19 protein-coding genes are annotated in these 23752 nt (G+C 68.3%); 14 read left to right on the forward strand and 5 right to left on the reverse strand.

Annotation, left to right across the window (positions count from 1 at the left end; all coding sequences use genetic code 11):
* Positions 1-15: 15 nt before the first annotated feature.
* Positions 16-2895 carry an Rne/Rng family ribonuclease gene (locus tag QM732_RS02020; protein ID WP_415654544.1) on the reverse strand — a complete coding sequence of 960 codons (2880 nt, stop codon included), beginning with the start codon at positions 2893-2895 and terminating at the stop codon, positions 16-18.
* 614 nt (positions 2896-3509) lie between these two features.
* On the opposite strand from QM732_RS02020, the gene QM732_RS02025 reads away from it, so the two are divergent.
* The 7 genes from QM732_RS02025 to QM732_RS02055 all read left to right on the forward strand — a co-directional run bounded on the left by QM732_RS02025 (position 3510) and on the right by QM732_RS02055 (position 9185).
* On the forward strand, positions 3510-4505 hold the full coding sequence (locus tag QM732_RS02025) for an RluA family pseudouridine synthase (RefSeq protein ID WP_415654545.1): 996 nt from the start codon (positions 3510-3512) through the stop codon (positions 4503-4505).
* Entirely contained in the window at positions 4502-5161 is a 660-nt protein-coding gene (locus QM732_RS02030; protein ID WP_415654546.1) for an HAD family hydrolase, read from the forward strand. Before QM732_RS02025 ends, QM732_RS02030 begins: the two co-directional genes overlap by 4 nt.
* Complete coding sequence (locus QM732_RS02035; RefSeq protein ID WP_415654547.1) at positions 5154-5540, forward strand: Rieske (2Fe-2S) protein; 387 nt, start codon at positions 5154-5156, stop codon at positions 5538-5540. Before QM732_RS02030 ends, QM732_RS02035 begins: the two co-directional genes overlap by 8 nt.
* Before the next feature lies 1 nt (position 5541).
* Positions 5542-6531 (forward strand): S49 family peptidase, encoded by a 990-nt coding sequence (locus tag QM732_RS02040; protein ID WP_415654548.1) that lies wholly within the window; start codon positions 5542-5544, stop codon positions 6529-6531.
* A gap of 149 nt (positions 6532-6680) precedes the next feature.
* A complete protein-coding gene (locus QM732_RS02045) occupies positions 6681-7688 on the forward strand; it encodes a methionine ABC transporter ATP-binding protein (protein WP_415654549.1) in 1008 nt (335 codons plus the stop codon).
* Positions 7688-8353, forward strand: a complete 666-nt coding sequence (locus QM732_RS02050) for a methionine ABC transporter permease (RefSeq protein ID WP_415654550.1) — start codon at positions 7688-7690, stop codon at positions 8351-8353. Before QM732_RS02045 ends, QM732_RS02050 begins: the two co-directional genes overlap by 1 nt.
* 52 nt (positions 8354-8405) lie before the next feature.
* Complete coding sequence (locus QM732_RS02055) at positions 8406-9185, forward strand: MetQ/NlpA family ABC transporter substrate-binding protein (RefSeq protein ID WP_415654551.1); 780 nt, start codon at positions 8406-8408, stop codon at positions 9183-9185.
* 73 nt (positions 9186-9258) lie between these two features.
* Here QM732_RS02055 and QM732_RS02060 read toward each other — a convergent pair whose 3' ends face one another.
* Complete coding sequence (locus tag QM732_RS02060) at positions 9259-10167, reverse strand: choice-of-anchor A family protein (protein ID WP_415654552.1); 909 nt, start codon at positions 10165-10167, stop codon at positions 9259-9261.
* Positions 10168-10356: 189 nt separating this feature from the next.
* A complete protein-coding gene (locus QM732_RS02065; protein ID WP_415654553.1) occupies positions 10357-10629 on the reverse strand; it encodes a hypothetical protein in 273 nt (90 codons plus the stop codon).
* A gap of 135 nt (positions 10630-10764) precedes the next feature.
* Here QM732_RS02065 and QM732_RS02070 point away from each other — a divergent pair, with 135 nt between their 5' ends.
* The 4 genes from QM732_RS02070 to QM732_RS02085 all read left to right on the forward strand — a co-directional run bounded on the left by QM732_RS02070 (position 10765) and on the right by QM732_RS02085 (position 14834).
* Complete coding sequence (locus QM732_RS02070; RefSeq protein ID WP_415654554.1) at positions 10765-12372, forward strand: gamma-glutamyltransferase family protein; 1608 nt, start codon at positions 10765-10767, stop codon at positions 12370-12372.
* A gap of 2 nt (positions 12373-12374) precedes the next feature.
* Positions 12375-12749 carry a PPC domain-containing DNA-binding protein gene (locus QM732_RS02075; protein ID WP_415659320.1) on the forward strand — a complete coding sequence of 125 codons (375 nt, stop codon included), beginning with the start codon at positions 12375-12377 and terminating at the stop codon, positions 12747-12749.
* A 140-nt stretch (positions 12750-12889) separates the two neighbouring features.
* Positions 12890-14170 carry an MFS transporter gene (locus QM732_RS02080; RefSeq protein WP_415654555.1) on the forward strand — a complete coding sequence of 427 codons (1281 nt, stop codon included), beginning with the start codon at positions 12890-12892 and terminating at the stop codon, positions 14168-14170.
* A gap of 70 nt (positions 14171-14240) precedes the next feature.
* Entirely contained in the window at positions 14241-14834 is a 594-nt protein-coding gene (locus QM732_RS02085; protein ID WP_415654556.1) for a GNAT family N-acetyltransferase, read from the forward strand.
* Between the two features lie 3 nt (positions 14835-14837).
* On the opposite strand, the gene QM732_RS02090 is transcribed toward QM732_RS02085, so the two are convergent.
* Positions 14838-17372 (reverse strand): TonB-dependent receptor, encoded by a 2535-nt coding sequence (locus QM732_RS02090; RefSeq protein WP_415654557.1) that lies wholly within the window; start codon positions 17370-17372, stop codon positions 14838-14840.
* Between the two features lie 15 nt (positions 17373-17387).
* Here QM732_RS02090 and QM732_RS02095 point away from each other — a divergent pair, with 15 nt between their 5' ends.
* On the forward strand, positions 17388-18767 hold the full coding sequence (locus QM732_RS02095; RefSeq protein WP_415654558.1) for a histidine-type phosphatase: 1380 nt from the start codon (positions 17388-17390) through the stop codon (positions 18765-18767).
* Here QM732_RS02095 and ugpQ read toward each other — a convergent pair.
* Entirely contained in the window at positions 18727-19464 is a 738-nt protein-coding gene (ugpQ, locus tag QM732_RS02100) for a glycerophosphodiester phosphodiesterase (RefSeq protein ID WP_415654559.1), read from the reverse strand. The two genes, QM732_RS02095 and ugpQ, sit on opposite strands and share 41 nt — an antisense overlap.
* Positions 19465-19526: 62 nt before the next feature.
* Here ugpQ and QM732_RS02105 point away from each other — a divergent pair, with 62 nt between their 5' ends.
* The gene (locus tag QM732_RS02105) at positions 19527-23390 is read left to right on the forward strand and encodes a DUF3683 domain-containing protein (protein ID WP_415654560.1); all 3864 of its coding nucleotides are present in this window, start codon (positions 19527-19529) and stop codon (positions 23388-23390) included.
* Positions 23387-23752 (forward strand): 2OG-Fe(II) oxygenase, encoded by a 366-nt coding sequence (locus QM732_RS02110; RefSeq protein WP_415654561.1) that lies wholly within the window; start codon positions 23387-23389, stop codon positions 23750-23752. Before QM732_RS02105 ends, QM732_RS02110 begins: the two co-directional genes overlap by 4 nt.

Raw genomic sequence — 23752 nt, forward strand, 5'->3', positions numbered from 1 at the left:
TCAGGGGTCAACCGGTCACGCCTCGAAGGGCAGCTTGACCTGGCTCAGATCCTTGCGGGTCTCGACGAGCACCAGCGGGCCCTCGTCGACGACAACGACAGGCGCGGGCTCGCGGCCCAGCGGGGCCGGCGCGGGTTCGGCCGCGATGGCGGCCTGCGCGGCGGCGATCTTGTCGGCGTCCGAGTTGACCCACTGCAGACCGGCGCCTTCGGCAATGGCTTGCAGTTCGTTCATCGGCAGCTTGAAGGCCTCGACGACGGGTGCCGGGGCCTGGACGGGCGCAGGCACGGCGGCGACCGGAGCGGGGGCCGGCGCCGGAGCCGGAGCCGGAGCGGCGGCCATGGCGTCCTCGATCAACGAGCTCTGCACCGGAGCGGCAGGTGCTGCCACCTCGGCGGCGGTCTCATCGGCGGCCGGGGATTCCTGTCCTTCGACAGCACCGTCCTCACGGCGGTTGCGATTGCGGTTGCGACCCCCGCGACGGCGGCTTTCACGCCCGTGGCCTTCGCCGGCGTCATCGCTCTCGACCGGCGATGCGCCATCGGCGGACGCCTCCACCGGTGTTTCGGCGCCAGCCTCGATGACGCCTTCGGCGTCGGCACCAGCCTGCTCCTCGCGGTCTCGGCCACCACGGCGGCGGCGGCGGCCGCGGCCCTGGCGCTCCTCGCCGGCCGGCGTGTCGCCGGTCGGGGGCAGGGCAGCCTCGGCCTGGCTGTCAACGAAAGCGGGCGGCGCGTCATGGACGGCGGCCAGTTCCTCGCTCAGCGGCGCGGCGGCCGGCAGTGCAGCCACCGTCTCGACCGGCGGGCGCTCCTGGCGCTCGCCACGCGGGCGGCGCTCACCGCGCTCCGCACGTTCACCACGTTCACCACGTTCACCACGTTCTGCGCGTTCACCACGTTCGGGGCGCTGCTGCTGTTCGGGCTTGTCGCCACCGTCTGCGCGCTTGGTGTTGCGATCACCGCGATCACCGCGGGTCTCTTGAGGCTTGCCGTCGCGGCGGCCACCGCGTTCACCACGCTCACCACGCTCACCACGCTCACCACGCTCACCACGGCGCCCATCGCGACGGCCGTCACGGCCGCCTTCGCGCTTGGGTTTGTCGGTGGCGGCCGCGGCAGGTGCGGGAGCTTCCACGGCCGGCACGGGGGCCGGGGCCGAGTCGCCACCGCCGAAGAAGCTGAGCAGGCGGCTGAAGAAGCCCTTGGCGGCCGGTGCGGGCGCGGCGACCACGGGCGCCGGGGCCGGAGCCACGACCGGTGCGGGTGCCGGTGCAGCGATGGGCGCGGGCTGCTCGGGCAGGATGCCCTTGATGACCGGCTCCTGCTTGTTCTTCTTCTCGACGTCGCCGCGACGGGTGATGCCCACCTCGTCGTCCGGCTCCTCGATCATCGTGTAGCTGGCCTGCAGGTTTTCCAGGCGCGGGTCGTCGTGGCGCAGGCGCTCCAGCTTGTAGTTGGGCGTCTCGAGGTGCTTGTTGGGCACCAGCAGCACGGTGACGCGCTGCTTCAGCTCGATCTTGGTGATCTCGGTGCGCTTCTCGTTCAGCAGGAACGAGGTCACCTCCACCGGCACCTGCACGTGCACGGCGGCGGTGTTGTCCTTCATGGCCTCTTCTTGGACCATGCGCAGGATCTGCAGCGCGGAACTCTCCGTGTCGCGGATGTGGCCGGTGCCATTGCAGCGCGGGCAGGTGATGTGGTTGCCTTCGCTGAGCGCCGGGCGCAGGCGCTGGCGGCTCATCTCGAGCAGGCCAAACTTGCTGATGGAGGCGAACTGCACGCGGGCACGGTCGTTGCGCAGCGCGTCGCGCAGGCGCTGTTCCACGTCACGGCGGTTCTTGGACTCCTCCATGTCGATGAAGTCCACGACGATCAGGCCGCCGAGGTCGCGCAGGCGCATCTGGCGGGCGATCTCGTCGGCCGCTTCGAGGTTGGTGCGGGTCGCGGTTTCCTCGATGTCGCCGCCACGCGTGGCTCGGGCCGAGTTGACGTCGACCGAGACGAGGGCTTCGGTGTGGTCGATGACGATGGCGCCGCCGGACGGCAGGTTCACCGTGCGGCTGTGGGCCGTCTCGATCTGATGTTCGATCTGGAAGCGGCTGAACAGCGGCGCATCGTCACGGTAGCGCTTCACGCGATGGCCCTGGTCAGGCATCACGTGGTTCATGAACTGGTGGGCCTGCTCGAACAGGTCGTCCGTGTCGATCAGGATCTCGCCGATGTCGGCGGTGAAGTAGTCGCGGATCGCGCGGATGACGAGGCTGCTCTCCTGGTAGATCAGGAAGGCGCCCTTGCCGCCCTTGGACGCGTCGTCGATCGCGGTCCAGAGCTTGAGCATGTAGTTCAGGTCCCACTGCAGCTCGGCGGCGGAGCGGCCGATGCCGGCGGTGCGGGCGATCAGGCTCATGCCCTTCGGGTACTCGAGCTGGTCGAGGTTCTCCTTGAGCTCCTCGCGGTCCTCGCCCTCGATGCGGCGCGAAACGCCACCGCCGCGCGGGTTGTTGGGCATCAGCACCAGGTAGCGGCCGGCCAGCGAGATGAACGTGGTCAGCGCCGCGCCCTTGTTGCCGCGCTCTTCCTTTTCGACCTGGACCAGCAGCTCCTGGCCTTCCTTGATCGCGTCCTTGATGGTCGCGTTCTTGACGTCGGCGCCTTCGCGGAAGAACTGGCGCGAGATTTCCTTGAACGGCAGGAAGCCGTGGCGGTCCTCGCCGTAGTCGACGAAGCAGGCTTCGAGCGAAGGCTCGACCCGCGTCACGACGGCCTTGTAGATGTTGCCCTTGCGCTGTTCCCGGCCTTCGATCTCGGTCTCGAAGTCGAGCAGCTTCTGGCCATCGACGATCGCGAGGCGCCGCTCTTCCGGCTGCGTCGCATTGATCAGCATGCGTTTCATGTCATCACTCCTCGCGCGCCCCGTGCGGAGACGCGCAACGTCATGCCACCAGAAGGTGGCGTTCAAGACGCACGAGCGACAGCGTGGAACCGTGGAAGGAGTGCCCTGGACCGCTCGGGTTTCTGACGGAGGTCAGACGCCGGGCGGCGTTGGCGCATGCGACCGGGCGGCCATGACGCGGACAAGCCCAGCCTCGACCCAGCCGCGCGTGAACGCGAACGCGCCGGGCCAGGCGACCACCGCAGCTTCTGGCTGGGGTCGCGCGGCAGGGCGCAGCGGGTGGGGAAGGGGAGTGCTCATCCGCGAAGGACTGCTGGACGCTGGCGCGAGCTCTTGCGGTCCGGTCCTTGAACCGGATCGCGCGCTCTCACGCCGTGAAAACCTTGTTTGGCAACCGGCGCTCTTCTCGTTTCTAGGCGTTTGAAGAGAAGCCGGTGGGTTCCGGGTGTCATCGCTCTGCCACATCGTGTTGCCGACCGCTGTTTCACTTGGGGAAACCGCCTGCCGGCCTCAGGATGCGTTGCATCGCCTGTTTGTGCCCGGGGGTTAGCCCCTCAGGCGCCGCGTCGCCACCGCTAAAATCAAAAAAATCAAACACTTACGGCAGCAACGTGGTGAAAAGGATTATAGGGGCAGGCCCTGAGGCCCCTGCCACGGGGTTGACGACCACTGTGGGTACGGACAAACCCGCGGTTCGACGCGTCGTCGTGGACGAGGGATCGGCCGGCCAGCGCCTGGACAACTTCCTCCTGCGCGAGCTCAAGGGTGTGCCCAAGACGCATGTCTACCGGGTGATCCGGGCCGGCGAGGTGCGTGTCAACAAGGGCCGGGCGCAGGCTGACACCCGGTTGGAGATCGGCGACGAGGTGCGCATCCCGCCGGTGCGTGTGCCCGAGAGGCCGGCCGCGCCCGAGGCGCCGGCGCGCGAGTTTCCGGTCGTTTTCGAGGACGAGCATCTGCTGGTGATCGACAAGCCGGCCGGCGTCGCCGTGCACGGTGGCTCGGGCGTCAGCTATGGCGTCATCGAGGCGCTGCGCCGCGCGCGGCCCGCAGCCAAGTTCCTGGAGCTGGTGCACCGGCTGGACAAGGAGACTTCGGGCTTGCTGATGATCGCCAAGAAGCGCAGCGCGCTGGTGGCGCTGCAGGACCAGTTGCGCGACCGCGAGACCGGCAAGACCTACGCCGCGCTGGTGTGGGGCGAGTGGCCGGACAAGCTCAAGGTCATCGATGTGCCTCTGGTCAAGTTTGTCGGCAGTGACGGCGAGCGCTGGGTCAGGCCGGGCAAGGCCGATGAGCCGCAAGCCAAGCGTTCCATCAGCCTGGTCAAGGTGATGCAGAGGACGGCGCGGTTCAGCCTGCTCGACGTGACCATCAAGACCGGCCGAACCCATCAGATCCGCGTCCACCTGCAGCAGGCCGGCCACCCCATAGTGGGCGACCCCAAGTACGGTGACTTCGAACGCAACCACGAGCTGGCGCGCGGCGCGCTGAAGTTCGATCGCATGTTCCTGCACGCCCGGCGCCTGCGCTTCACCCATCCGGCCAGCGGGGCCGAGATGACGCTGGAAGCGCCGTTGCCGCCGGAGTGTGCGAAGCTGATGAACCCATGAGACCCCAACGCTTCGACCTGATCGCCTTCGACTGGGATGGCACCCTGTTCGACTCCACCGCCCTGATCGCGCGCTGCATCCAGCGCGCCGCTGTCGACATCGGCCTGCCCGAGCCCGAGTTCGAGCGTGCCAGGTACGTCATCGGCCTTGGCCTGCGCGATGCGCTGGAACATGTGGTGCCGGGCCTGTCGCACGATCGCTACGGCGAGCTGGGCCTGCGCTACCGCCACCACTATCTTGGCGCCGAGCACGAGGTGGCGCTGTTCGATGGCAGTGTGGAGATGCTGCAGGCCTTGAAGGCCCGCCACCACTGGCTGGCCGTCGCCACCGGCAAGAACCGCGTGGGCCTGGACCGCGTGCTCGCGTCCAGCGAGCTGACGAAGGTGTTCGACGGCAGTCGCACGGCCGACGAGACCCGCTCCAAGCCGCATCCGCAGATGCTGCTGGAGCTGATGCGCGAGTTCGGTACCGAGCCCGAGCGCACGCTGATGATCGGCGACACCACGCATGACCTGCTGCTGGCTGCCAACGCCGGGGTGCCCTGCGTTGCCGTCAGCTTCGGCGCGCACGACCACGAGACCTTCGCCGAGCACAAACCGCTGTTCGTCGCGCATTCGACGCGCGAGCTGCACGACTGGCTGATCCAGCATGCCTGAGCCCGACGTTGCGCCGCCGCAGCGCCTGTGCACGTCAGCCGAGCTGCCGGAGCGCGGCAAGGCCGTCAGCTTCGACGTCATCCAGTGGCGAGAGCCCGTGCGCGCCTTTGCGCTGCGCTTCGATGGGCAGGCCGTGGCCTACCTGAACCGCTGCGCCCATGTGCCGACCGAGATGGACTGGCAGGAAGGCGAGTTCCTCGACGGTGACAAACGCTTCATCATGTGCAGCATCCATGGTGCCGTCTACGACCCCCTGACCGGCCAATGCCTGATGGGCCCCTGCACGCGCGGGCGGCTGACCAAGATCGAACTGACCGAGCGTGACGGCGAGGTCTTCTGGCATCCGACACGCGACACCCAACCCGCCTTCGAAGGTTGACATGAGCATCCCTGACGACGACCTGCCGCCCCCCATGCATGATCCCGTGGGCGTTCCACCGCCTCGGGTGGCGCCACAGCACGAGGCCGTGCTGGCCGAGCTCGCTCGTGACTTCCTGCGCGATAGGCGCGCCGAGCGGCGCTGGCGCACCACCTTCCGGCTGTTCTGGCTGGTACTCGCGGCCCTGCTGGTCTACAGCCTGTGGCAGGGCCGGCACATGACGCCGACGGCCACGCCTCATACCGCCCTCGTCGAGGTGCGCGGCGAGATTGCTGCCGACTCCGAGGCCAGCGCCGAGTTGCTGCTCGCTGCGCTGAAGGACGCCTTCAAGGACGATGCGGCCCAGGCTGTTGTGCTGCGCATCAACTCGCCCGGTGGCAGCCCGGTGCAGGCCGGCATCGTCTATGACGAGATCAAGCGGCTGCGCAAGCAGTACGGCAAGCCCGTCTACGCCGTCGTCGAGGAGATGTGCGCTTCGGGCGCCTATTACATCGCTGCAGCTGCCGACGAGATCTACGTCGACAAGGCTTCGGTGGTGGGCTCCATCGGCGTGCTGATGGACGGCTTCGGCTTCACCGGGCTGATGGATAAGCTGGGCGTCGAGCGTCGCCTGCTGACGGCCGGCGAGAACAAGGGCATGCTGGACCCGTTCAGTCCACTGCTCCCGAAGCAGCGTGCCTATGCCCAGGCCATGCTGGATCAGATCCACCAGCAATTCATCGCGGTCGTGCGCGAGGGCCGAGGCAAGCGGCTGAAGGAAACGCCGGACACCTTCTCCGGCCTGTTCTGGAACGGCGAGCAGGCCGTCGCAATCGGCCTGGCCGACCACTTCGGCAATCTGGACTACGTGGCTCGCGAGGTCATCAAGGCCGAGGAGGTCATCGACTACACGCCCAAGGACAACGTGGCCGAACGGCTGGCCAAGCGCTTCGGCGCAGCTGTTGGCGCGGGTGCCGTGAAGGCGCTGCGCGACATTGCGCCCATCCGCTGATCCGCCCGGACGCGGCTTACGGCGCCCAAGGCCGTAATTTGCATATTTCCAAACGGTTGTTCGCCAAATCTAGGGTTATCACTAGCATTCCGGTCTGACTCTCCTGCGACACCGCTTCGACCTCATGGGGCCGGAGCTGCGCCAGACCGGTGATAGAACTAGAACAAGTCCACAAATCCTATGCCGTTGGCCGGCAGCGCGTCACGGCGCTGCGCGGCGTCGACCTGCGCGTCGAAGCCGGCGAGGTGTTCGGCATCATCGGCGCGTCGGGTGCCGGGAAGAGCACGTTGCTGCGCCTGATCAACCTGCTGGAGCGGCCCGACGGTGGTGCGGTGCGCGTTGCCGGGGAGGACCTGCTGGCGCTGGGCGACGCGGGCCTGCGCGCCGCGCGCCAGCGCATCGGCATGATCTTCCAGCACTTCAACCTGCTGTCCGGCAAGACCGTGGCCGAGAATGTCGCCTGGCCGTTGAAGATAGCCGGTGGCCGCTCGGCGAGTGACATTGCGCAGCGCGTCGATGCGCTGCTGGCGCGCGTCGGCCTCGCGGACCAGGCCCGCAAGTACCCGGCCCAGCTCTCGGGCGGGCAGAAGCAGCGTGTCGGCATCGCCCGCGCGCTGGCCACTGCTCCGAGGGTGCTGTTGTGCGACGAGGCCACCAGTGCGCTGGACCCAGAGACCACGCGTGCCATCCTGACCCTGCTTGGCGAGCTCAATCGCGAGCTGGGCCTGACCATCGTGCTGATCACGCACGAGATGGAGGTGGTGCGCCGCGTCTGTGATCGCGTCGCGGTCATCGACGGCGGCCTGATCGTCGAGCACGGGCCGGTGGCCGACGTCTTCCTGCATCCACGGCATGCCGTCACGCGACGCTTCGTGAGGGAGGCCGAGCATGTGGACGAGCACCAGCTGCTGGACGACTTCTCTCATGTGCCCGGCCACCTGCTTCAACTGACCTTCCGCGGCGAGCGCACCTATGACCCGCTGCTGGGTGAAGTGGCCCGCCGCACCGGGCTGGACTTCGGCATCCTGTCGGGCCGCATCGACCGTATCAAGGACCAGCCCTATGGTCAGCTGACGATCTCGGTGGCCGGTGGCGATCTGGATGCGGCCCGCTCGCTGCTCGAGGCCCGCGGCGTGCATGTGGAGGCGTTGCGCTGATGGACGCCTTGCTGAATGCCATTGACTGGGCCGAGATCGGCCTGGCCTCCTGGGACACGCTGCTGATGCTCGGCGGCTCGCTGCTGTTCACCGTGCTGCTGGGCTTGCCGCTGGGCGTGGCGTTGTTCCTGTTCGACCGCGGCCAGTTGCTGGCGGCGCCGCGCGTTTACGCGCTGCTGTCGCTGGTGGTGAACGTGCTGCGCTCGCTGCCTTTCGTGATCCTGCTGATCGTGCTGATCCCGTTCACGCTGCTGGTGGCGGGCACCTCGCTCGGCGTGGCTGGCGCGATCCCGCCGCTTGTGGTGGGCGCGACGCCGTTCTTGGCCCGACTGGTGGAGGGCGCCCTGCGGGGTGTCGACCGCGGCATTGTCGAGGCGGGCCTGGCGATGGGCGCGTCGACGTGGCAGATCGTCTGGCAGGCGCTGCTGCCTGAGGCTCGGCCGGCTCTGTGGTCCGCGGTCACGGTCACCGCGATCACGCTGGTCGGCTACACGGCGATGTCCGGCGTGATCGGCGGCGGTGGCCTGGGGGACCTGGCAATCCGCTTCGGCTACCAGCGCTTCCAGACCGAGGTGATGGTGGTGACGGTCGTGCTGCTGCTGTTGCTGGTGCAGCTGCTGCAGATGCTTGGCGACTGGCTGGTGCGGCGTTGTACGCACCGCTGAACGCCACTCCCCTTTCCCTTTTCTTCCGTTGTACCCAGAGGAGTCCTTCCCTATGAAAAGCAAGATCATCCTGGCGCTGGCCGCCCTCGCGCTGGCCGCAGCCGCCAACGCTGCAGACAAGCTGACGGTGGCCGCCACCGCGGTGCCGCATGCCGAGATCCTGGAGTTCGTGAAGCCGGCGTTGGCCAAGCAGGGCGTGGAGCTGGAGGTGAAGGTGTTCACCGACTATGTGCAGCCCAACGTGCAGGTCGCTGAAAAGCGCCTGGACGCCAACTTCTTCCAGCACAAGCCCTACCTGGCCGAGTTCAACAAGGGCAAGGGCGCGAACCTGCAGCCAGTGGTCGCGGTGCATGTGGAGCCGTTCGGCGCCTATTCCAGCAAGCACAAGGCGCTGGCCGACATCCCCGCCGGCGGCACAGTCGCGATCCCGAATGATCCCAGCAATGCAGGCCGCGCGCTGCTGCTGCTGGACCGTGCGGGCGTCATCAAGCTCAAGAGCACGGACAACATCTTGGCCACGCCGCGCGACATCGCCGACAACCCCAAGAAGCTGAAGTTCCGCGAGATCGAGGCCGCCACGCTGCCGCGCATCCTGCCGCAGGTGGACCTGGCGCTGATCAACACCAACTACGCGCTGGAAGCCAAGCTCAATCCAGTGAAGAACGCCCTGGCCATCGAGGACGCCCGTTCTCCCTACGCCAACTGGCTGGTGGCGCGCGCTGACAACAAGGACACGCCGGCGCTGAAGAAGCTCGCTGCCGCGCTGAACAGCGCCGAGGTGAAGAAGTTCATCGAGACCAAGTACGGCGGCGCGGTGGTGCCGGCGTTCTGAGCGTCACGGCCGACGCAGCGAGAAAGCCCGGCATGGTCCGGGCTTTTTGTTTGTTCGTTGCGTCAGGAGGCCATCACGCAGCGCGACGGCGGCGCGCGGCAAGCAGCGCCGCAAGGCCCAGCCCGACCAGTGCGACGGAGCCAGGCTCCGGCAGCGCCTGAGCATTGGGCGTTTGCGGACGCACGCTGGTCGTGCCCGGGATGGGCGCATCGTTGACCTGCATGCTGGTGTACCAGTTGTTCACGACCACCTGGCCGTTGATCTGGCCCCAGCCCTGATTGACCGTGGCGTCCAGCGCCAGCAGCGAGGCGTTGATGCCACCATTCAGCAGCACGTTGACGGCATCCACCAGATTGAAGATGACCTGGCCCTTCTCGAAGCCCGTATAGCCATGGTTGCCGAAGTCCACCGTGCTGCCGTGCACGTTGATGAGCACCTGCGAACCGGCGGCCAGGCCGTCGATCTGCATGTTCTTCAGCAGATCAGTGGCCTGGACGTCGAAGACGGCCAGCGACTGGCCGCTCGCGTCGAAGTGCAGCGTGCCCCACTTGTCGTAGGCCGAGCCGGTGTTGGCCATCGCATCCCAGGTCTGCGAAAGCAGGTTCAGCCGCGCGCGTTCAGCGGCGAAATCGAAGTCCGTGCCGGACTGCACGCCACCCTTGACCGTGCCGGACTGCGACGGCGTGTAGCTGCCGCCCACCTGCACGCCACCCCAGATCGAGCCGTTCGTGAAGTTCAGATTGCCGCCCACCGTGAGGCCGGTGCCGGCATACAGCGCGCTGGAGCCGGTCTTGGTGTTGATCGAATAGCCGCTGATGCTGGCATCGCCGCCGACGGCCACACGGCCTTCCACGTCGCTGCTGCTCACCTTCATGTTGCCGAAGGCCAGCAGGTTGAGGCTGGCGTCCAGGCCCAGCGTGACCGGGCCGGCGTGGGCGGCGCTGGTGAGGAAAACGGCTGCGAGAAGGGCAAGGCGGCGCATCGGGCGTGAGGTGGATTGACGTAGCTGCGCAGTCTAGGAAGCCGTCACCCGGGTGCGCCACGCTTCGATGCGGGGGGTGTCGGGATGCTTCGCGAAGCAGTTCACGATTTGCCATCGGGCGAGCCGCCGCGCCAAAGCAAAAAGGCCGCAACCCGGAGGGCTGCGGCCTTGCGCGGAGCGCTGAGGCGCTTACTGCGTCTTGGTCTCGGTCTTCGCGTCGGTCTTGGCGGCCTCGCCGGTCTTGGCCTCGGCGTGCTTCTTCTTGGCGTGGTGCTTGTGACCATGCTTGGCGCCACTGGCGGCCTCGGCGGGGGCGGCGGCCGTGGCAGGCGCTGCCGTCGTGGTGGCCGCCGGCTTGGCGGCCGGGGCGGGCGTGGTCGCGGGGGCCGGCGTCTGCGCCAGGGCCACGCCCGAGGCGAGCGTGATGAGGGCAGTGGCGAGGGTGGTCTTCAGCGTGTTCATCTTCAAGGCTCCAGGGTGGTTGGGTTTCGGTTCGGGCTTCGCGAGAGCTTGGGACGACAACGAGGCCTCGGGCGCGTCGGTTGACCCCCGCCACCTGCGTTGCAAAACATTACAAGCGGCCCAGAATCGAGCCTCATGAAGCCCTTCGACTGGAAGGCCGGCTATCCGAGCCGGCGCAGCCCGCTGTTTGCGCGCAACATCGTGTCGACTTCGCACCCGCTCGCGGCGCAGGCCGGCCTGGCGGTGCTGCAGGCCGGCGGGAACGCGGTTGACGCGGCCATCGCCACTGCGGCCTGCATGACGCTGGTGGAGCCTTGCAGCAACGGCCTGGGCTCGGATGCCTTTTGCATCCTTTGGGATGGCAGGCGGCTGCACGGCTTGAACGCCTCGGGCCCGGCGCCGGCCGCGTGGACGCCCGGTTTCTTCGCTGGCGGGGCGACCCTGCCGATGCGCGGCTGGGGCTCGGTCACCGTGCCCGGTGCGGTGGGCGGCTGGGCGGCCTTGAGCGAGCGTTTTGGCAAGCTGCCGTTCGCGGAGCTGATGCAGCCGGCGATAGCGATCGCCGAGCGTGGCTACGCCGTGCCACCCGTTGTACAGGGCAAGTGGGTCATGGCGGCGGAGCTGGGCGAGCTCACGTCGCAGCCGGGCTTCGCGCAGGCCTTCCTGCCCAGGGGCCGGGCGCCCCGGGTGGGGGAGCTGTTTCGCTTCCCCGACGCGGCACGCAGCCTGAGGCTGATCGCCGAAAGCAGGGGCGAGGCCTTCTACCGCGGCGAGATCGCCCACGCCATGGCGCACTTTGCGCGTGACACCGGCGGCGCCCTGACCGAGGCTGATCTCGCTGCCTACCGGCCCGAATGGGTCACGCCGCTGGCCAAGGACTTCGCTGGCCATACGCTGCACGAGATACCACCCAACGGCCAGGGCATCGCGGCGCAGATGGCGCTGGGTCTGCTGGAGCACTGGGACGTGGCGGATCACGCCGTGGACGGCCCCGAGGCCCAGCACCTGATGATCGAAGCCATGAAGCTGGCATTCGCCGACGTGTATCGCTACGTGGCGGAGCCGGCTGCGATGCCCGTCAGCCCGTCGCAGTTGCTGGCCCCCGACTACCTTGCCGAACGCGCCAAGCTCATCGACCCCATGCGTGCCCAGGTCTTCGGCGCAGGCAATCCTGTCAAGGGCGGCACCATCTACCTGACCGCGGCCGACGAATCGGGAATGATGGTCAGCTTCATCCAGAGCAACTACATGGGCTTTGGCTCCGGCCTGGTGCTGCCGGGCTATGGCGTAAGCCTGCAAAACCGCGGTCACTGCTTCACGCTGGAGGGCGGTCATCCCAACCAGGTCGCGCCAGGCAAGCGGCCATTCCACACCATCATCCCGGGATTCCTGGCCCGGGACGGCGCACCGGTCATGAGCTTCGGTGTCATGGGAGGCAACATGCAACCGCAAGGACACCTGCAGACGCTGGTGCGCATGCTCAAGTACGACCAGAACCCGCAGGCCGCCTGCGACGCGCCGCGTTGGCGCTTCAACGAAGGACTGTCCATCAACGTGGAGCCCCACATGCCTGCGGCCACCGTCGCGGCATTGCAGGCTCTGGGCCATCAGATCGGCGACATCCACGATAGCTACCAGGACTTCGGCGCCGGCCAGTTCATCTGGCGGCTCGGTGACCCGGGCGTCGAAGGCTACGTGGCCGCCAGCGATCCGCGTCGTGACGGCGCGGCGGTGGGTTGGTGACGATGCAGGCGCTGCGCCTGAGCCCCGGTGACGACCTGCGCGGCGTGCTGGAGGCTGCAGGGCACACGGGCTTCGTCGTCGCGGGCATCGGCAGCCTGTGTGGCGCACAACTGCGTTTTGCGGATGATCCGGGGCCGACGGCCATTGCCGGGCCGCTGGAGATCCTGACGCTGAGCGGCAGCCTCACGCCGGACGGCGCCCATCTGCATGCCAGTGTGGCGGACGCGTCGGGCCGCGTTTTCGGCGGCCATGTCTGCGCAGGCTGCACGGTGCACACGACGGCCGAGCTGCTCGTTGCGCCGTTGCCGCCCGGTACGCTGGCCCGCGAGTTCGACGCGCGGACCGGCTATGCCGAGTTGCGGGTGAGCCGCCCATGACGGCCGGCACGCGACACCGGCCCATCGCGCTGCTAGCATGCCGTGCATGACCAAGTTGCTCGATCTCGACTGACGCACCTCGCGTGCCGTCCTTCCCGGCGGGGCCATCCCTGCCTGTCGAGTCTCGAAAGCAACACGTCATGCTCACCCGTCTGATCCAGTTCTTCACCCTCGCGCCCGGCGATCTGCTGCGTGATGCGGTCTACCGGCGGCTGTGGTCGTCCATCCTCATCTCCTCGCTGGGCGGCCAGATCACGATGCTGGCGTTGCCGCTGACGGCCGCCGTGCTGCTCGACGCCAGCCCAACGCAGATGGGCCTGCTGCAGGCGATGGAGATCCTGCCCTTCGTGCTGTTCTCGCTGCCGGCCGGCGTGCTGCTGGACCGCTGCGCCAAGCTGCCCGTCTACGTCTGGGGCGAGAGCCTGCTGGCCGTGGCCGTGGCCACCGTGCCGCTGGCAGCGTGGCTGGGCGTGCTCAGCATGGGCTGGCTCTACGTCGTCGGTTTCGTACTGGGCTGCGTCTACACGGTGGCCGGCAGCGCGGCGCAAATCGTGCTGACCCAGGTGGTGCCGCGGGAGCGGCTGGTCGAGGCGCATGCGAAGAACGCGCTGGCCTCCTCGGGCGCCGAGGTCGCAGGCCCGGGCCTCGCCGGCGCGCTGATCAAGCTGGTCGGTGCGCCGCTGGCGCTGGCCGTGGATGCGCTGCTGCTGCTGGCCTCGGCCGCCATCCTGCGCGGCATCCAGGTCAAGGAGGCCCTGGTCGAGCGACGCGGCCAGGCCTTCTGGCCCGAGCTGAAGGCGGGGCTGCGCTTCGTGCGAGAGCGCAAGCTGCTGGTGAGCCTGGCCACGGCCACCGGCAGCTGGCAGCTGTTCCACAACGCGGCCCTGGTCGTACAGATCCTGTACGCCACGCGCGAGCTGCACCTGTCGCCGCAGACGGTGGGCCTGTCCTACGTCGCTTTGGGTGCCGGCACGGTGCTGGCCAGCATCTTCGGCCACCGCATCAGCCGTTGCATCGGGCCGGGACCTTGCCTGGTTCTGGGCTATGCGGCCTGCGGCGTCGGGTGGCTGCAGCTGGCGCTGACGCCGACCGGTGCGGCGGGTGTCGTCAGCTTCGGGCTGATGTTGTTCGCTTTCGGCGTGGGTGCGGTGCTGATCTTCATCAATTTCCTGTCGCTGCGTCAGGCCGTCACGCCCGCGCCCATGCTGGGGCGCATGACCAGCACCATGCGCTGGCTCATCCTGCTGCCGGCCGGCCCCGGTGCGCTTGTCGGCGGCTGGCTGGGCGAGCACCTGGGCCTGCGCTCGGCACTGGCCTTCTCGGGCGTGGGCGCCTGCCTGCTCGCCGTGCTGGCCTGGCGCCACCCGGTGATCCGCGGCGTGCGCGAGCTGCCCAAGCCGGTGGAGGTGGTGACGGCATGAGCCCCGAACAGTCGCCCGAAGGGGCTCATTCCCGCCTGGCGGGGCAGCGCGCAACACGAAGAGTGCACGAATGAACGCAGCAACCGACCCCCCGCTGATCGATGTTCCCGAGCGCCTGGACGGCGAACGCACCGTGCTGCTGGCGCCGCGGACCGGCTCGGGGGCCGAGATGGCCCTGGTCATCACGCAGTCCCTCTCGCACCTGCGGCCCTGGATGCCGTGGGCGCAGGATGCCCCCACGGCCGAGAGCTCGGAACTCGTCGTGCGCCGCATGCAGGCCGATTTCATCGCCCGCCGCGACCTGTGCTTCCACATCCATGCCCGCCGCGCCGACGGCAGCGCCGGGCGGCTGCTGGGTGGCACGGGCCTGCACCGCATCGACTGGGCCGTGCGCCGCTTCGAGATCGGCTACTGGATACGTCCCGACGCCGCCGGGCAGGGGCATGTCAGCGAGACCGTGCGGCTGCTGTCGACCCTGGCCTTCGACCTGCTGGCCGCGCGCCGCGTGGAGATACGCTGCGACCGGCGCAACAACCGCAGCCGCGCCGTGGCCGAGCGCTGCGGCTTCGAGCTGGAAGGCATCCTGCGCAACAACGTGCTGGGGGTGGACGGCCACCCGCGCGACACCTGCGTCTATTCGCGGGTCAACGCGCCGGTGGCCTGAGCGTCAGAACAGGGCCGCCTTGAGGCCGACCTTGTAGGTGCGGCCGTACTGCTCGTACTGGTAGTTCATCGAGGGCACGCCGACGTAGGTGTAGTAGTGCTCGTTGTTGAGGTTGACACCCTCGAACATGAGTTGCACCGACGGCGTGATCCTGACGCTGACCGACAAGTCCACCTGACGCTGGCCGGCGACGACCTGGTCCTGCGCGGCGCTGGTCACGTCGCTGCCGAATTGCAGGAGGTACTTGGACTTGCGGTTGAGCGCCAGCCGAGTACTGACCGGCCCGGACTCATAGCCCAGCATCAGGTTGAGCGTGGTATCGGACTGGCCCGGCATGCGGGTGCGGCGGGTCAACTGGGCCTTGCTTGCGCTGTCGTAGCGGCTCACATCGGCGCTGGAATGCGTGAACGCCGCGTTGGCACCGACGATGAAGCCGCTCATCCAGCCGGGCAGCCGGCGCAGCTGCTGCTGATAGGACAGCTCCAGCCCCTGCACCGACGCCTTGGGGCCGTTGGCATAGCCGGTCACGCTGGTGTAGGCGACCCAGTCGCCTGTCCCGGCGAGGTTGGTGGCGTAGGTGAAGTCCTTGATGTCCTTGTGGAACAGGTAGGCCGACACCGCACCATCGCTGCCCAGCATGCGTTCCAGTCCCAGATCGAGATTGCGCGCGCGCATGGGGTTGAGCTGCGGGTTGCCCAGCGTGGCCTCCGTCGTGCTGCTGAGCGTGACGGCGGGGGACAGCTGGTCGAAGTTGGCGCGCACGACCGAGTTCGTCCACGCGGCACGCAGGCTGGTGTCGCGGTCCAGCTTGTAGCGGGTATGCAGGCCCGGCAGCCAGTGGCCGTAGCTGCGGCCGTACTGCGTCGGAGAGAGAACGCCGGCGACGGAGCTGGCGTTGCCGCTGGCGCTGAAGCTCGTGCGCTCATGCCGCAGGCCGGCCAGCACGTTCCAGGCGGGCGAGAGGTCGAGCGAGGCCTGTAGATAGCCCGCGTCGATGTCCTCGTGGGTGACGTAGTCGGCCAGCGCCGAGGCGGCTGCTACCCTGGCGGCGTCGCGCGGCAGCGCTGCGAGGCGGGCGCGGACGGCGGCCGAGTCGATGGCCGGGCCGATGTCGCCCATGCTGAAGTCCAGTGTCGAGCCCGTCACGAACGCCGACAGCGAGGTCGATCCCGCGCCCCAGTAGTTGCCGCTGCTGGCCGAGCTGCTGCTGTAGGCCCATTGCTCGGTATCGTTGCGCTTCTCTCGGCGGCTCAGCTTGGCGCCGAATTTCAGGTCCAGCTTGCCGCCATCTGCCAGCGCGACAGTGCGTGTCAGGTCCACGCGGCCGTTGTGCTCGTCGTCGTCGCTGCGGCGCTGCTGCAGAGTGAACCCGTTCAACGTGTACTTGCTGGCGTCGTAGAGCGCGGCAGGGCCGGTCAGCAGCGGCTTGACGGTGTCGGTGAAGCCCACGCCGGCCACGTTGTTCTGGCGGAAGCGCGCGTCGTTGATCTGCTCCGGCGTGCGCTCACTGCCCTTGCCCAGGCCGACGTTGGCCTGCAGCAGCCAGTCGTTCCATTCCTGCTCGGTGGCGAGTACCACCGAGGCGATGGAGCGCGTGTACTTGCGGGCGCGCAGCCGGCGCTCGGCGCGTACCGTGGCCGTCTGGCCTTCGGCGACAGCGCCGCCGGTGACGTTGCTGATGGTCAGGCGGTCGCGCTCTTCGTCGTCGCTGAAGCGGGCCAGGATGGTGCGCAGCGACCAGCTCTGGCCAGCGGCCGGCTTGTAGTCCAGGTTGGCTGCGAAGGCGCTGCGCTCGCGCTCTGGGCGGTAGTGGCGCAGCTCGACGCCGGCCAGCTTGGCTCCGCTCCAGGCACCGTCGGTCTCGACGTCCTCGGAGCCGAACTTGCGCCGGTCGACGTTCAGCGCGGCGGCGATGCCCAGCTTGCCGTCCATCAGCCGCGTGGCTCCCAGCAGGCTGGCGCCGGGGCTGTTCTGCCCGGTGAGCTGGTCGCGGCTCACCGAGAGGCCGGCGCTCAGCAGGCTGGCCGGCAGGTCGAAGGCCGACAGCGTCTTGACGTCCACCGTACCGCCTAGCGAGTTGGCGTCCATGTCGGGCGTCAGCGACTTGATGACTTCCAGCGAGCGGATCAGCCCCGAGGGCAGCACGTCCATGCTGACGCCGCGGCGGCTGGCCTCTGGTGATGGCACCAGCGAGCCGTTGATCGTGATCGTGTTCATGTCGGGGCCGAGGCCGCGCACGACGACGTAGCGGCCCTCGCCCTGGTCGCGCTGCACGGACACGCCGGGCAGCCGGGCGAGCGCCTCGGCGGCGTTCACGTCGGGCAGGGCGCCGATGTCGTCGGCGACGACGGCGCTGACGATGTTGTCCGCGTTTTCCTGGATCTTCAGCGACTTGCGCAGGCTGGACGCCTGGCCCGTCACGACGATGGTCTCGACCTTCTCGGGCGCGGCGGTCTGCGCGCGGGAGGGTGCGGCCAGCAATGCGGCAATGGCTGCGGCCAGGGCGGTCAGGGCATTCGAGTTGTTGTCACGAAACATGAATACGCTCATGGGATGGAAACAAAGACCGCGCAGCCTAGGAAGGCATTGCGAATCGGCGATGACATCGCCCGAGCGTTGCTGGCCTGCCTCGGCCTGACCCTGCCGTTGCTGGCAACGGCCGCCGGGCACCTCGGCACCAAGACGCCGTATGCGCCGCACCAGGATGCGTTGCGTTACGAGGCTGCGCCCACAGGCTACGTGCCGGTGGCCGTGCAGCTCGTCGCACGCCACGGCAGCCGCGGACTGACCAAGCCCGGCAGCGACGAGGCCGCGTTGCAGCTGTGGCGCGAGGCCGATGCCCAGGGCTTGCTGACGCCGCTGGGCCGGCGCTTCGGCGCGGACCTGCTGCGCTTCATCGAGGCGCAGCGGCGCATCGGCTATGGCAACCTGAGCAGGCTCGGTGCCGTGGAGCACGAGCAGATGGCGCAGCGCATGGCCGCCAGGCTTCCCGTGTTGTTCGGGGGCGGTCCGGGTGTCGAGCTGCTCAGTTCCGGCGTGGATCGCGCGGTCGACAGCTCACGCAGCTTCGCCGCGGCGCTGCAGCGAGCGGCCCCCAGGGCCCGCGTGCCGGCGAACTGGGGCTCGGATCGTTTCCTGCTGTACTTCCACCGTCTCAGCGAGTCGCGCGACGTGGCCGACACCCCGGCGCGCGAGGCCACCCTCAAGCGCAGCCTTGCCTACCAGGCTTGGCAGCGCGGACCGGAGCAGGCCGCGCAGCAGCGCCGCATCGACGCCGACGCGCGCTTGCCCGCAGCGGCGCGCCGCGTGCTGGCCGGCCTGTACGGTGCCGACTTCATCGACCGCATCGCCAAGCCCGAGGAGGCGGCACAGCATGTCGTGGACCTGCGCGGCGCTGCGGCGGGCCTGAGGCTGGAGCTCGACGGCGACTTCTCGGCCTACGTACCCGCCGATGCGGCTGCCGTGTTCGCCGAGCTGGGCGATGCCGAGGATTTCTATCGCAAGGGGCCGGGCCTCGTCGAGACCGGGCCGGTGACCTACGACATCGCGACGCAGCTGCTCGACGACATGCTGGGCCGGCTGGCCAGCGGCGAGGGGGCAATGCTGCGGTTCACGCACGCCGAGATCGTCGCGCCGCTGGTGTCGGCCATCGGCATCGCCGGCGTGCACGAGCCGCTGCCTCGCCAGCGGCCCTACAGCTACTCGACCAGCCCCTGGCGCACCGAGAACGTCATCCCGATGGCGGCCAACGTGCAGTGGGAGGTCTGGCGTGACGCAGGGGGCGAGCGCCTGGTGCGCATGCTGCTCAACGAAGGCGAGGCGGACTTCAAGCCGGCCTGCGACGCAGCGCGCCTGCGGCCTGGCAGCCACTTCTATCGCGTGACGGCGCTGGTCAGTTGCTACCGGGACCCAGGCGATCCACCTCGTCGGTGATGATCCCGTCGATGCCGTCGGAGATCAGCCGCTGGGCCACGTCGACATCGTTCACCGTGTAGACCAGTGCACGCCAGCCGCTGGCGTGCAGGCGTTCGATGAGCGCCCGGTCCATCAGCTGCCAGTCGGTGATGACGGCGACCACGTCCAGTGCCGTGGCGGCCTCGGCCCAGCCGTCCCACAGCGCCTCCAGCAGCAGTGCGCGGGGCAGGGCGGGCTCGGCGTCGCGTGCGGCGGCGAGAGCCTCCGGCTTGAAGCTGCTCAGCAGCGGCGGCAGCGCACCGGCCCAGAGCCGTGCCGCCTCGCGGGCGACGGCCGCGCCGGTACGGGCCTCCTCGCCGGGACAGGGCTTGATCTCGACGTTGAGCATGCAGGCATTGGCCTGGCAGAAGGCGGCGACCTGTGCGAAGCGCGGCAGGGGTTCGGCGGCATAGCGCGAGCTGTGCCAGCCGCCGGCATCCAGCCGTGCCAATGCCGCCCAGTCCTGCCCGGCGGGCGACCCGTGGCCGTTGCTGGTGCGCTCCAGCGTGTCGTCATGCAGCAAAAAGGCTTCGCCGTCCCGGCTGAGCTTGACGTCACATTCGAAGGCTCGGAAGCCGAAACCGCTGCCCAACCTGAACGCGGCCAGCGTGTTCTCCGGGGCGAGCTTGCCGGCGCCGCGGTGGGCGAGCCAAAGGGGATAGAGCCAGGGCTTCATCCCGCGCATTCTGGGGTGAAACCCCCCTGCGCTACGATCCTCGGCCGCTCCCTTTTTCCTCTATGAACGCCCCGCATCCCCTGATGCCGGTCGCCGCTGACGCGGCCGACACGCACGCAGACGCACCGCGCCTGCGCGAGATTCCGTACAACTACACCTCGTTCTCCGACCGCGAGATCGTCATCCGGCTGCTGGGCTCCCGAGCCTGGGAGCTGCTGGACCAGTTGCGGCTGGAGCGGCGCACGGGCCGATCCGCGCGCATGCTGTACGAGGTGCTGGGCGACATCTGGGTGGTGCAGCGCAACCCCTATCTGCAGGACGACCTGCTGGACAACCCCAAGCGCCGCGGGCTGCTGATCGAGGCCCTGCACCACCGCCTTGCCGAGGTGCAGAAGCGCCGCGACCCGGCCAGCGACCCGCAGCGCGATGCGGCCGTGGGTGAGCTGCTCCAGGCCGCGCGTGGCGCGGTGGCCGAGTTCGCCCGCTTCTTCGACAGCGTCACCACGCTGCGCAAGCGTGCAGCCAAGACCCTGGCCCGCCACACAGCCAAGGACAACATCAAGTTCGATGGTCTGTCGCGTGTGTCGCATGTGACCGACGCGACTGATTGGCGCGTGGAGTACCCCTTTGTCGTGCTGACGCCGGACACCGAGGCCGAGATGGCCGGGCTGGTGGGCGCCTGCTTCGAGCTGGGTCTGACGGTCATCCCGCGCGGTGGCGGCACGGGCTACACGGGCGGCGCAGTGCCGCTGGTTTGGAACAGCGCCGTCATCAACACCGAGAAGCTCGAGGCGCTGCGCGGCGTCGAGATGCTGAGGCTGCCGGGCCTGGACCGCGAGGTGCCGACCATCTTCAGCGAGGCTGGCGTCGTCACGCAGCGCGTGGCGGACCTGGCTGAGCAGCACGGCTTCGTGTTCGCTGTGGATCCGACCTCGGCCGAAGCCAGCTGCATTGGTGGCAACGTCGCCATGAACGCTGGCGGGAAGAAGGCGGTGCTGTGGGGCACGGCGCTGGACAACCTGGCCAGCTGGAAGATGGTGACGCCGCAGGCCAAGTGGCTGGAGGTTGTGCGCCTCAACCACAACCTCGGCAAGATCCATGACGTGGAGATGGCGAGCTTCGAGCTGCGCTATTTCGATGCCTCGGGCAGGACGCTGGAGCGCACCGAGCGGTTGGACATCCCCGGCCGCGTGTTCCGCAAGGAGGGGCTGGGCAAGGACGTGACGGACAAGTTCCTCGCCGGCCTGCCAGGCATCCAGAAGGAAGGCTGCGACGGCCTCATCACCAGTGCGCGCTGGATCGTGCACCGCATGCCGGCGCACACACGCACCGTCTGCCTGGAGTTCTTCGGCAATCCCAAGGATTGCGTGCCCAGCATCGTCGACATCAAGGACTACATGTTCAGCATCGCCGACACCGGCGTGTTGCTGGCGGGCCTGGAGCACCTGGACGACCGTTACCTGAAGGCAGTGGGCTACGCGACCAAGAGCAAGCGCGGCGGCCTGCCCAAGATGGTGCTGGTGGGCGACATCGTGGGCGATGACGCCGATGCGGTGGCGCGCGCCACCTCCGAGGTCGTGCGGCTGGCGAATGGACGCTCGGGCGAGGGCTTCGTTGCGGTCAGTGCCGATGCCCGCAAGAAGTTCTGGCTGGACCGCAAGCGCACGGCGGCCATCAGCAAGCACACCAACGCGTTCAAGGTGAACGAGGACGTGGTGATCCCGCTGCACCGCATGGGCGAGTACACGCTGGGTATCGAGCGCATCAACATCGAGCTGAGCCTGCGCAACAAGCTGGAACTGGTCGGCCGGCTCCAGGCTTTCTTCGCCACCGGCTCGCTGCCGTTGGGCAAGACGGACGACGCCGGCGACATCCCGAGCGCGGAGCTGCTGGAGGACCGTGTGCAGCAGGCGCTGGCGCTGCTGCGCGAGGTGGGCGAGCTGTGGCGGCAATGGCTGGAGGGCCTGGACAGCGGCTTCTTCGAGCGGCTGCAGACGCATGAGCTGCGCGCTTCGTGGCGTACGCAGGTCCTCAAGCCGCTGCAGGCCCTGTTCAGCGGGGCGGCCTTCGAGCCGCTGCTGGCCGAATGCAGGCGCATCCACAAGGAGGTGTTGCGCGGCCGTGTCTGGGTGGCCCTGCACATGCATGCCGGCGACGGCAACGTGCACACCAACATCCCCGTGAACAGCGACAACTACCAGATGCTGCAGACGGCCCACGAGGCCGTGGCGCGCATCATGACGCTGGCGCGTTCGCTGGATGGCGTGATCTCTGGCGAGCACGGCATCGGCATCACCAAGATCGAATTCCTCAGCGACGACGAGCTCGCCAACTTCACGGCCTACAAGGCCAGGGTCGATCCCGAGGGCCGCTTCAACAAGGGCAAGCTGCTGCGCAATGCCGACATGCCGTCGGACCTGCGCAACGCCTACACGCCGTCCTTCGGGCTGATGGGGCACGAGTCGCTGATCATGCAGCAGAGCGATATCGGCGCCATCGCCAACTCGGTGAAGGACTGCCTGCGCTGCGGTAAGTGCAAGCCGGTATGCGCCACGCATGTGCCGCGCGCCAACCTGCTGTACAGCCCGCGCAACAAGATCCTCGCGACGTCGCTGCTGGTCGAGGCCTTCCTGTACGAGGAGCAGACGCGCCGCGGCGTGTCTATCAAGCACTGGCAGGAGTTCGAGGATGTGGCCGACCACTGCACGGTCTGCCACAAGTGCCTGACACCCTGCCCGGTCAAGATCGACTTCGGCGACGTGACGATGAACATGCGCAACCTGTTGCGCAAGATGGGCCAGAAGACCTGGCGGCCGGGCAACGCCGCGGCCATGTTCATGCTGAACGCGACCAACCCCGAGACCATCAAGCTGGCGCGCACGGCCATGGTGGGGCTGGGCTTCAAGGCACAGCGCCTGGCCGTTGACCTCTTCAAGCCCGCGGGCCGCAGGCAGACGAGTGCGCCGCCGGCCACCGTCGGCGCGGCGCCGGTCAAGGAACAGGTCATCCACTTCATCAACAAGAAGCTGCCCGGCGGCCTGCCCAAGAAGACGGCGCGGGCGCTCTTGGACATCGAGGACAAGAACTACGTGCCCATCATTCGCCCGCCGGCCACGCCGAGCGAGACGGAGGCGGTGTTCTATTTCCCCGGTTGCGGCTCGGAGCGCTTGTTCAGCCAAGTGGGGCTGGCCACCCAGGCCATGCTCTGGCACGCCGGGGTGCAGACGGTGCTGCCGCCGGGGTACCTGTGCTGCGGCTACCCGCAGCGCGGCTCGGGCCAGTTCGACAAGGCCGAGAAGATGATCACCGACAACCGGGTGCTCTTCCATCGCGTTGCCAACACGCTGAACTATCTCGACATCAAGACGGTCGTCGTGTCCTGCGGCACCTGCTACGACCAGTTGCAGGGCTACAAGTTCGAGGACATCTTTCCGGGCTGCCGCATCATCGACATCCACGAGTACCTGCTGGAGAAGGGCATCACGCTGGGCTCCAAGAGCAGCTATCTGTACCACGACCCCTGCCATTCGCCGATGAAGCAGCAGGAGCCGATGAAGACCGTGAAGGCTCTGGTGGGGGATGGCGTCGTCAAGAGCGAGCGCTGCTGCGGCGAGAGCGGCACGCTGGGCGTGACAAGGCCCGACATCTCGACGCAGGTGCGCTTCCGCAAGGAAGAGGAGCTGCGCAAGACCGAGGCCCAACTGCGTGCGAGTGGCAAGGTGGGGGCGCAGGACAACCTGAAGATCCTCACCTCCTGCCCCAGCTGCCTGCAGGGCCTGACCCGCTATGGCAATGACCTGCAGAACGGCCTGCTCGAAGCCGACTACATCGTCGTCGAGATGGCCCGCCAGATCCTCGGGGAGAACTGGATGCCCGACTACGTGGCCAGGGCCAACAACGGCGGCATCGAGCGGGTGTTGGTGTGACGCTGTCGGGCTTCCTGCGCACCGCCTTCAGGTGGCAGCGCGGGCGCCAGCGCAGCGGCTACGACAAGATGCTGCTGCTCACGGCACGCTGGCCCCTGCCGTTCGATAGCTACCTGATCCGCTATCCCGAGGGCAGCGCGATCCCGCCGCACACCGACCCGGTGCAGGCCGGGCGCCACTACCGGCTCAACATCGTGCTGAAGGCCTCGCCGCGAGGCGGCGAGTTCGTCTGCGCGACGCCCATCTGGGAGAGCCGGCGCATCAAGTTCTTCCGCCCCGACGCCTGCGAACACAGCGTGACGCGCGTCGAAGGCGGCAGCCGCTATGTGCTGTCGCTGGGCTGGGTACTCGGAGATCGATGA

Origin of the sequence: Roseateles sp., from assembly GCF_047654805.1 — a bacterium.
Lineage (GTDB): Bacteria > Pseudomonadota > Gammaproteobacteria > Burkholderiales > Burkholderiaceae_C > Pelomonas.

Coding starts and splice junctions, on each gene's coding strand:
- QM732_RS02020 (WP_415654544.1), bottom strand. CDS start 2,895: ATGAAACGCATGCTGATCAATGCGACGCAGCCGGAAGAGCGGCGCCTC.
- QM732_RS02030 (WP_415654546.1), top strand. CDS start 4,502: ATGAGACCCCAACGCTTCGACCTGATCGCCTTCGACTGGGATGGCACC.
- QM732_RS02035 (WP_415654547.1), top strand. CDS start 5,154: ATGCCTGAGCCCGACGTTGCGCCGCCGCAGCGCCTGTGCACGTCAGCC.
- QM732_RS02040 (WP_415654548.1), top strand. CDS start 5,542: ATGAGCATCCCTGACGACGACCTGCCGCCCCCCATGCATGATCCCGTG.
- QM732_RS02050 (WP_415654550.1), top strand. CDS start 7,688: ATGGACGCCTTGCTGAATGCCATTGACTGGGCCGAGATCGGCCTGGCC.
- QM732_RS02055 (WP_415654551.1), top strand. CDS start 8,406: ATGAAAAGCAAGATCATCCTGGCGCTGGCCGCCCTCGCGCTGGCCGCA.
- QM732_RS02060 (WP_415654552.1), bottom strand. CDS start 10,167: ATGCGCCGCCTTGCCCTTCTCGCAGCCGTTTTCCTCACCAGCGCCGCC.
- QM732_RS02065 (WP_415654553.1), bottom strand. CDS start 10,629: ATGAACACGCTGAAGACCACCCTCGCCACTGCCCTCATCACGCTCGCC.
- QM732_RS02070 (WP_415654554.1), top strand. CDS start 10,765: ATGAAGCCCTTCGACTGGAAGGCCGGCTATCCGAGCCGGCGCAGCCCG.
- QM732_RS02075 (WP_415659320.1), top strand. CDS start 12,375: ATGCAGGCGCTGCGCCTGAGCCCCGGTGACGACCTGCGCGGCGTGCTG.
- QM732_RS02080 (WP_415654555.1), top strand. CDS start 12,890: ATGCTCACCCGTCTGATCCAGTTCTTCACCCTCGCGCCCGGCGATCTG.
- QM732_RS02085 (WP_415654556.1), top strand. CDS start 14,241: ATGAACGCAGCAACCGACCCCCCGCTGATCGATGTTCCCGAGCGCCTG.
- QM732_RS02090 (WP_415654557.1), bottom strand. CDS start 17,372: ATGTTTCGTGACAACAACTCGAATGCCCTGACCGCCCTGGCCGCAGCC.
- QM732_RS02095 (WP_415654558.1), top strand. CDS start 17,388: ATGGAAACAAAGACCGCGCAGCCTAGGAAGGCATTGCGAATCGGCGAT.
- ugpQ (WP_415654559.1), bottom strand. CDS start 19,464: ATGAAGCCCTGGCTCTATCCCCTTTGGCTCGCCCACCGCGGCGCCGGC.
- QM732_RS02105 (WP_415654560.1), top strand. CDS start 19,527: ATGAACGCCCCGCATCCCCTGATGCCGGTCGCCGCTGACGCGGCCGAC.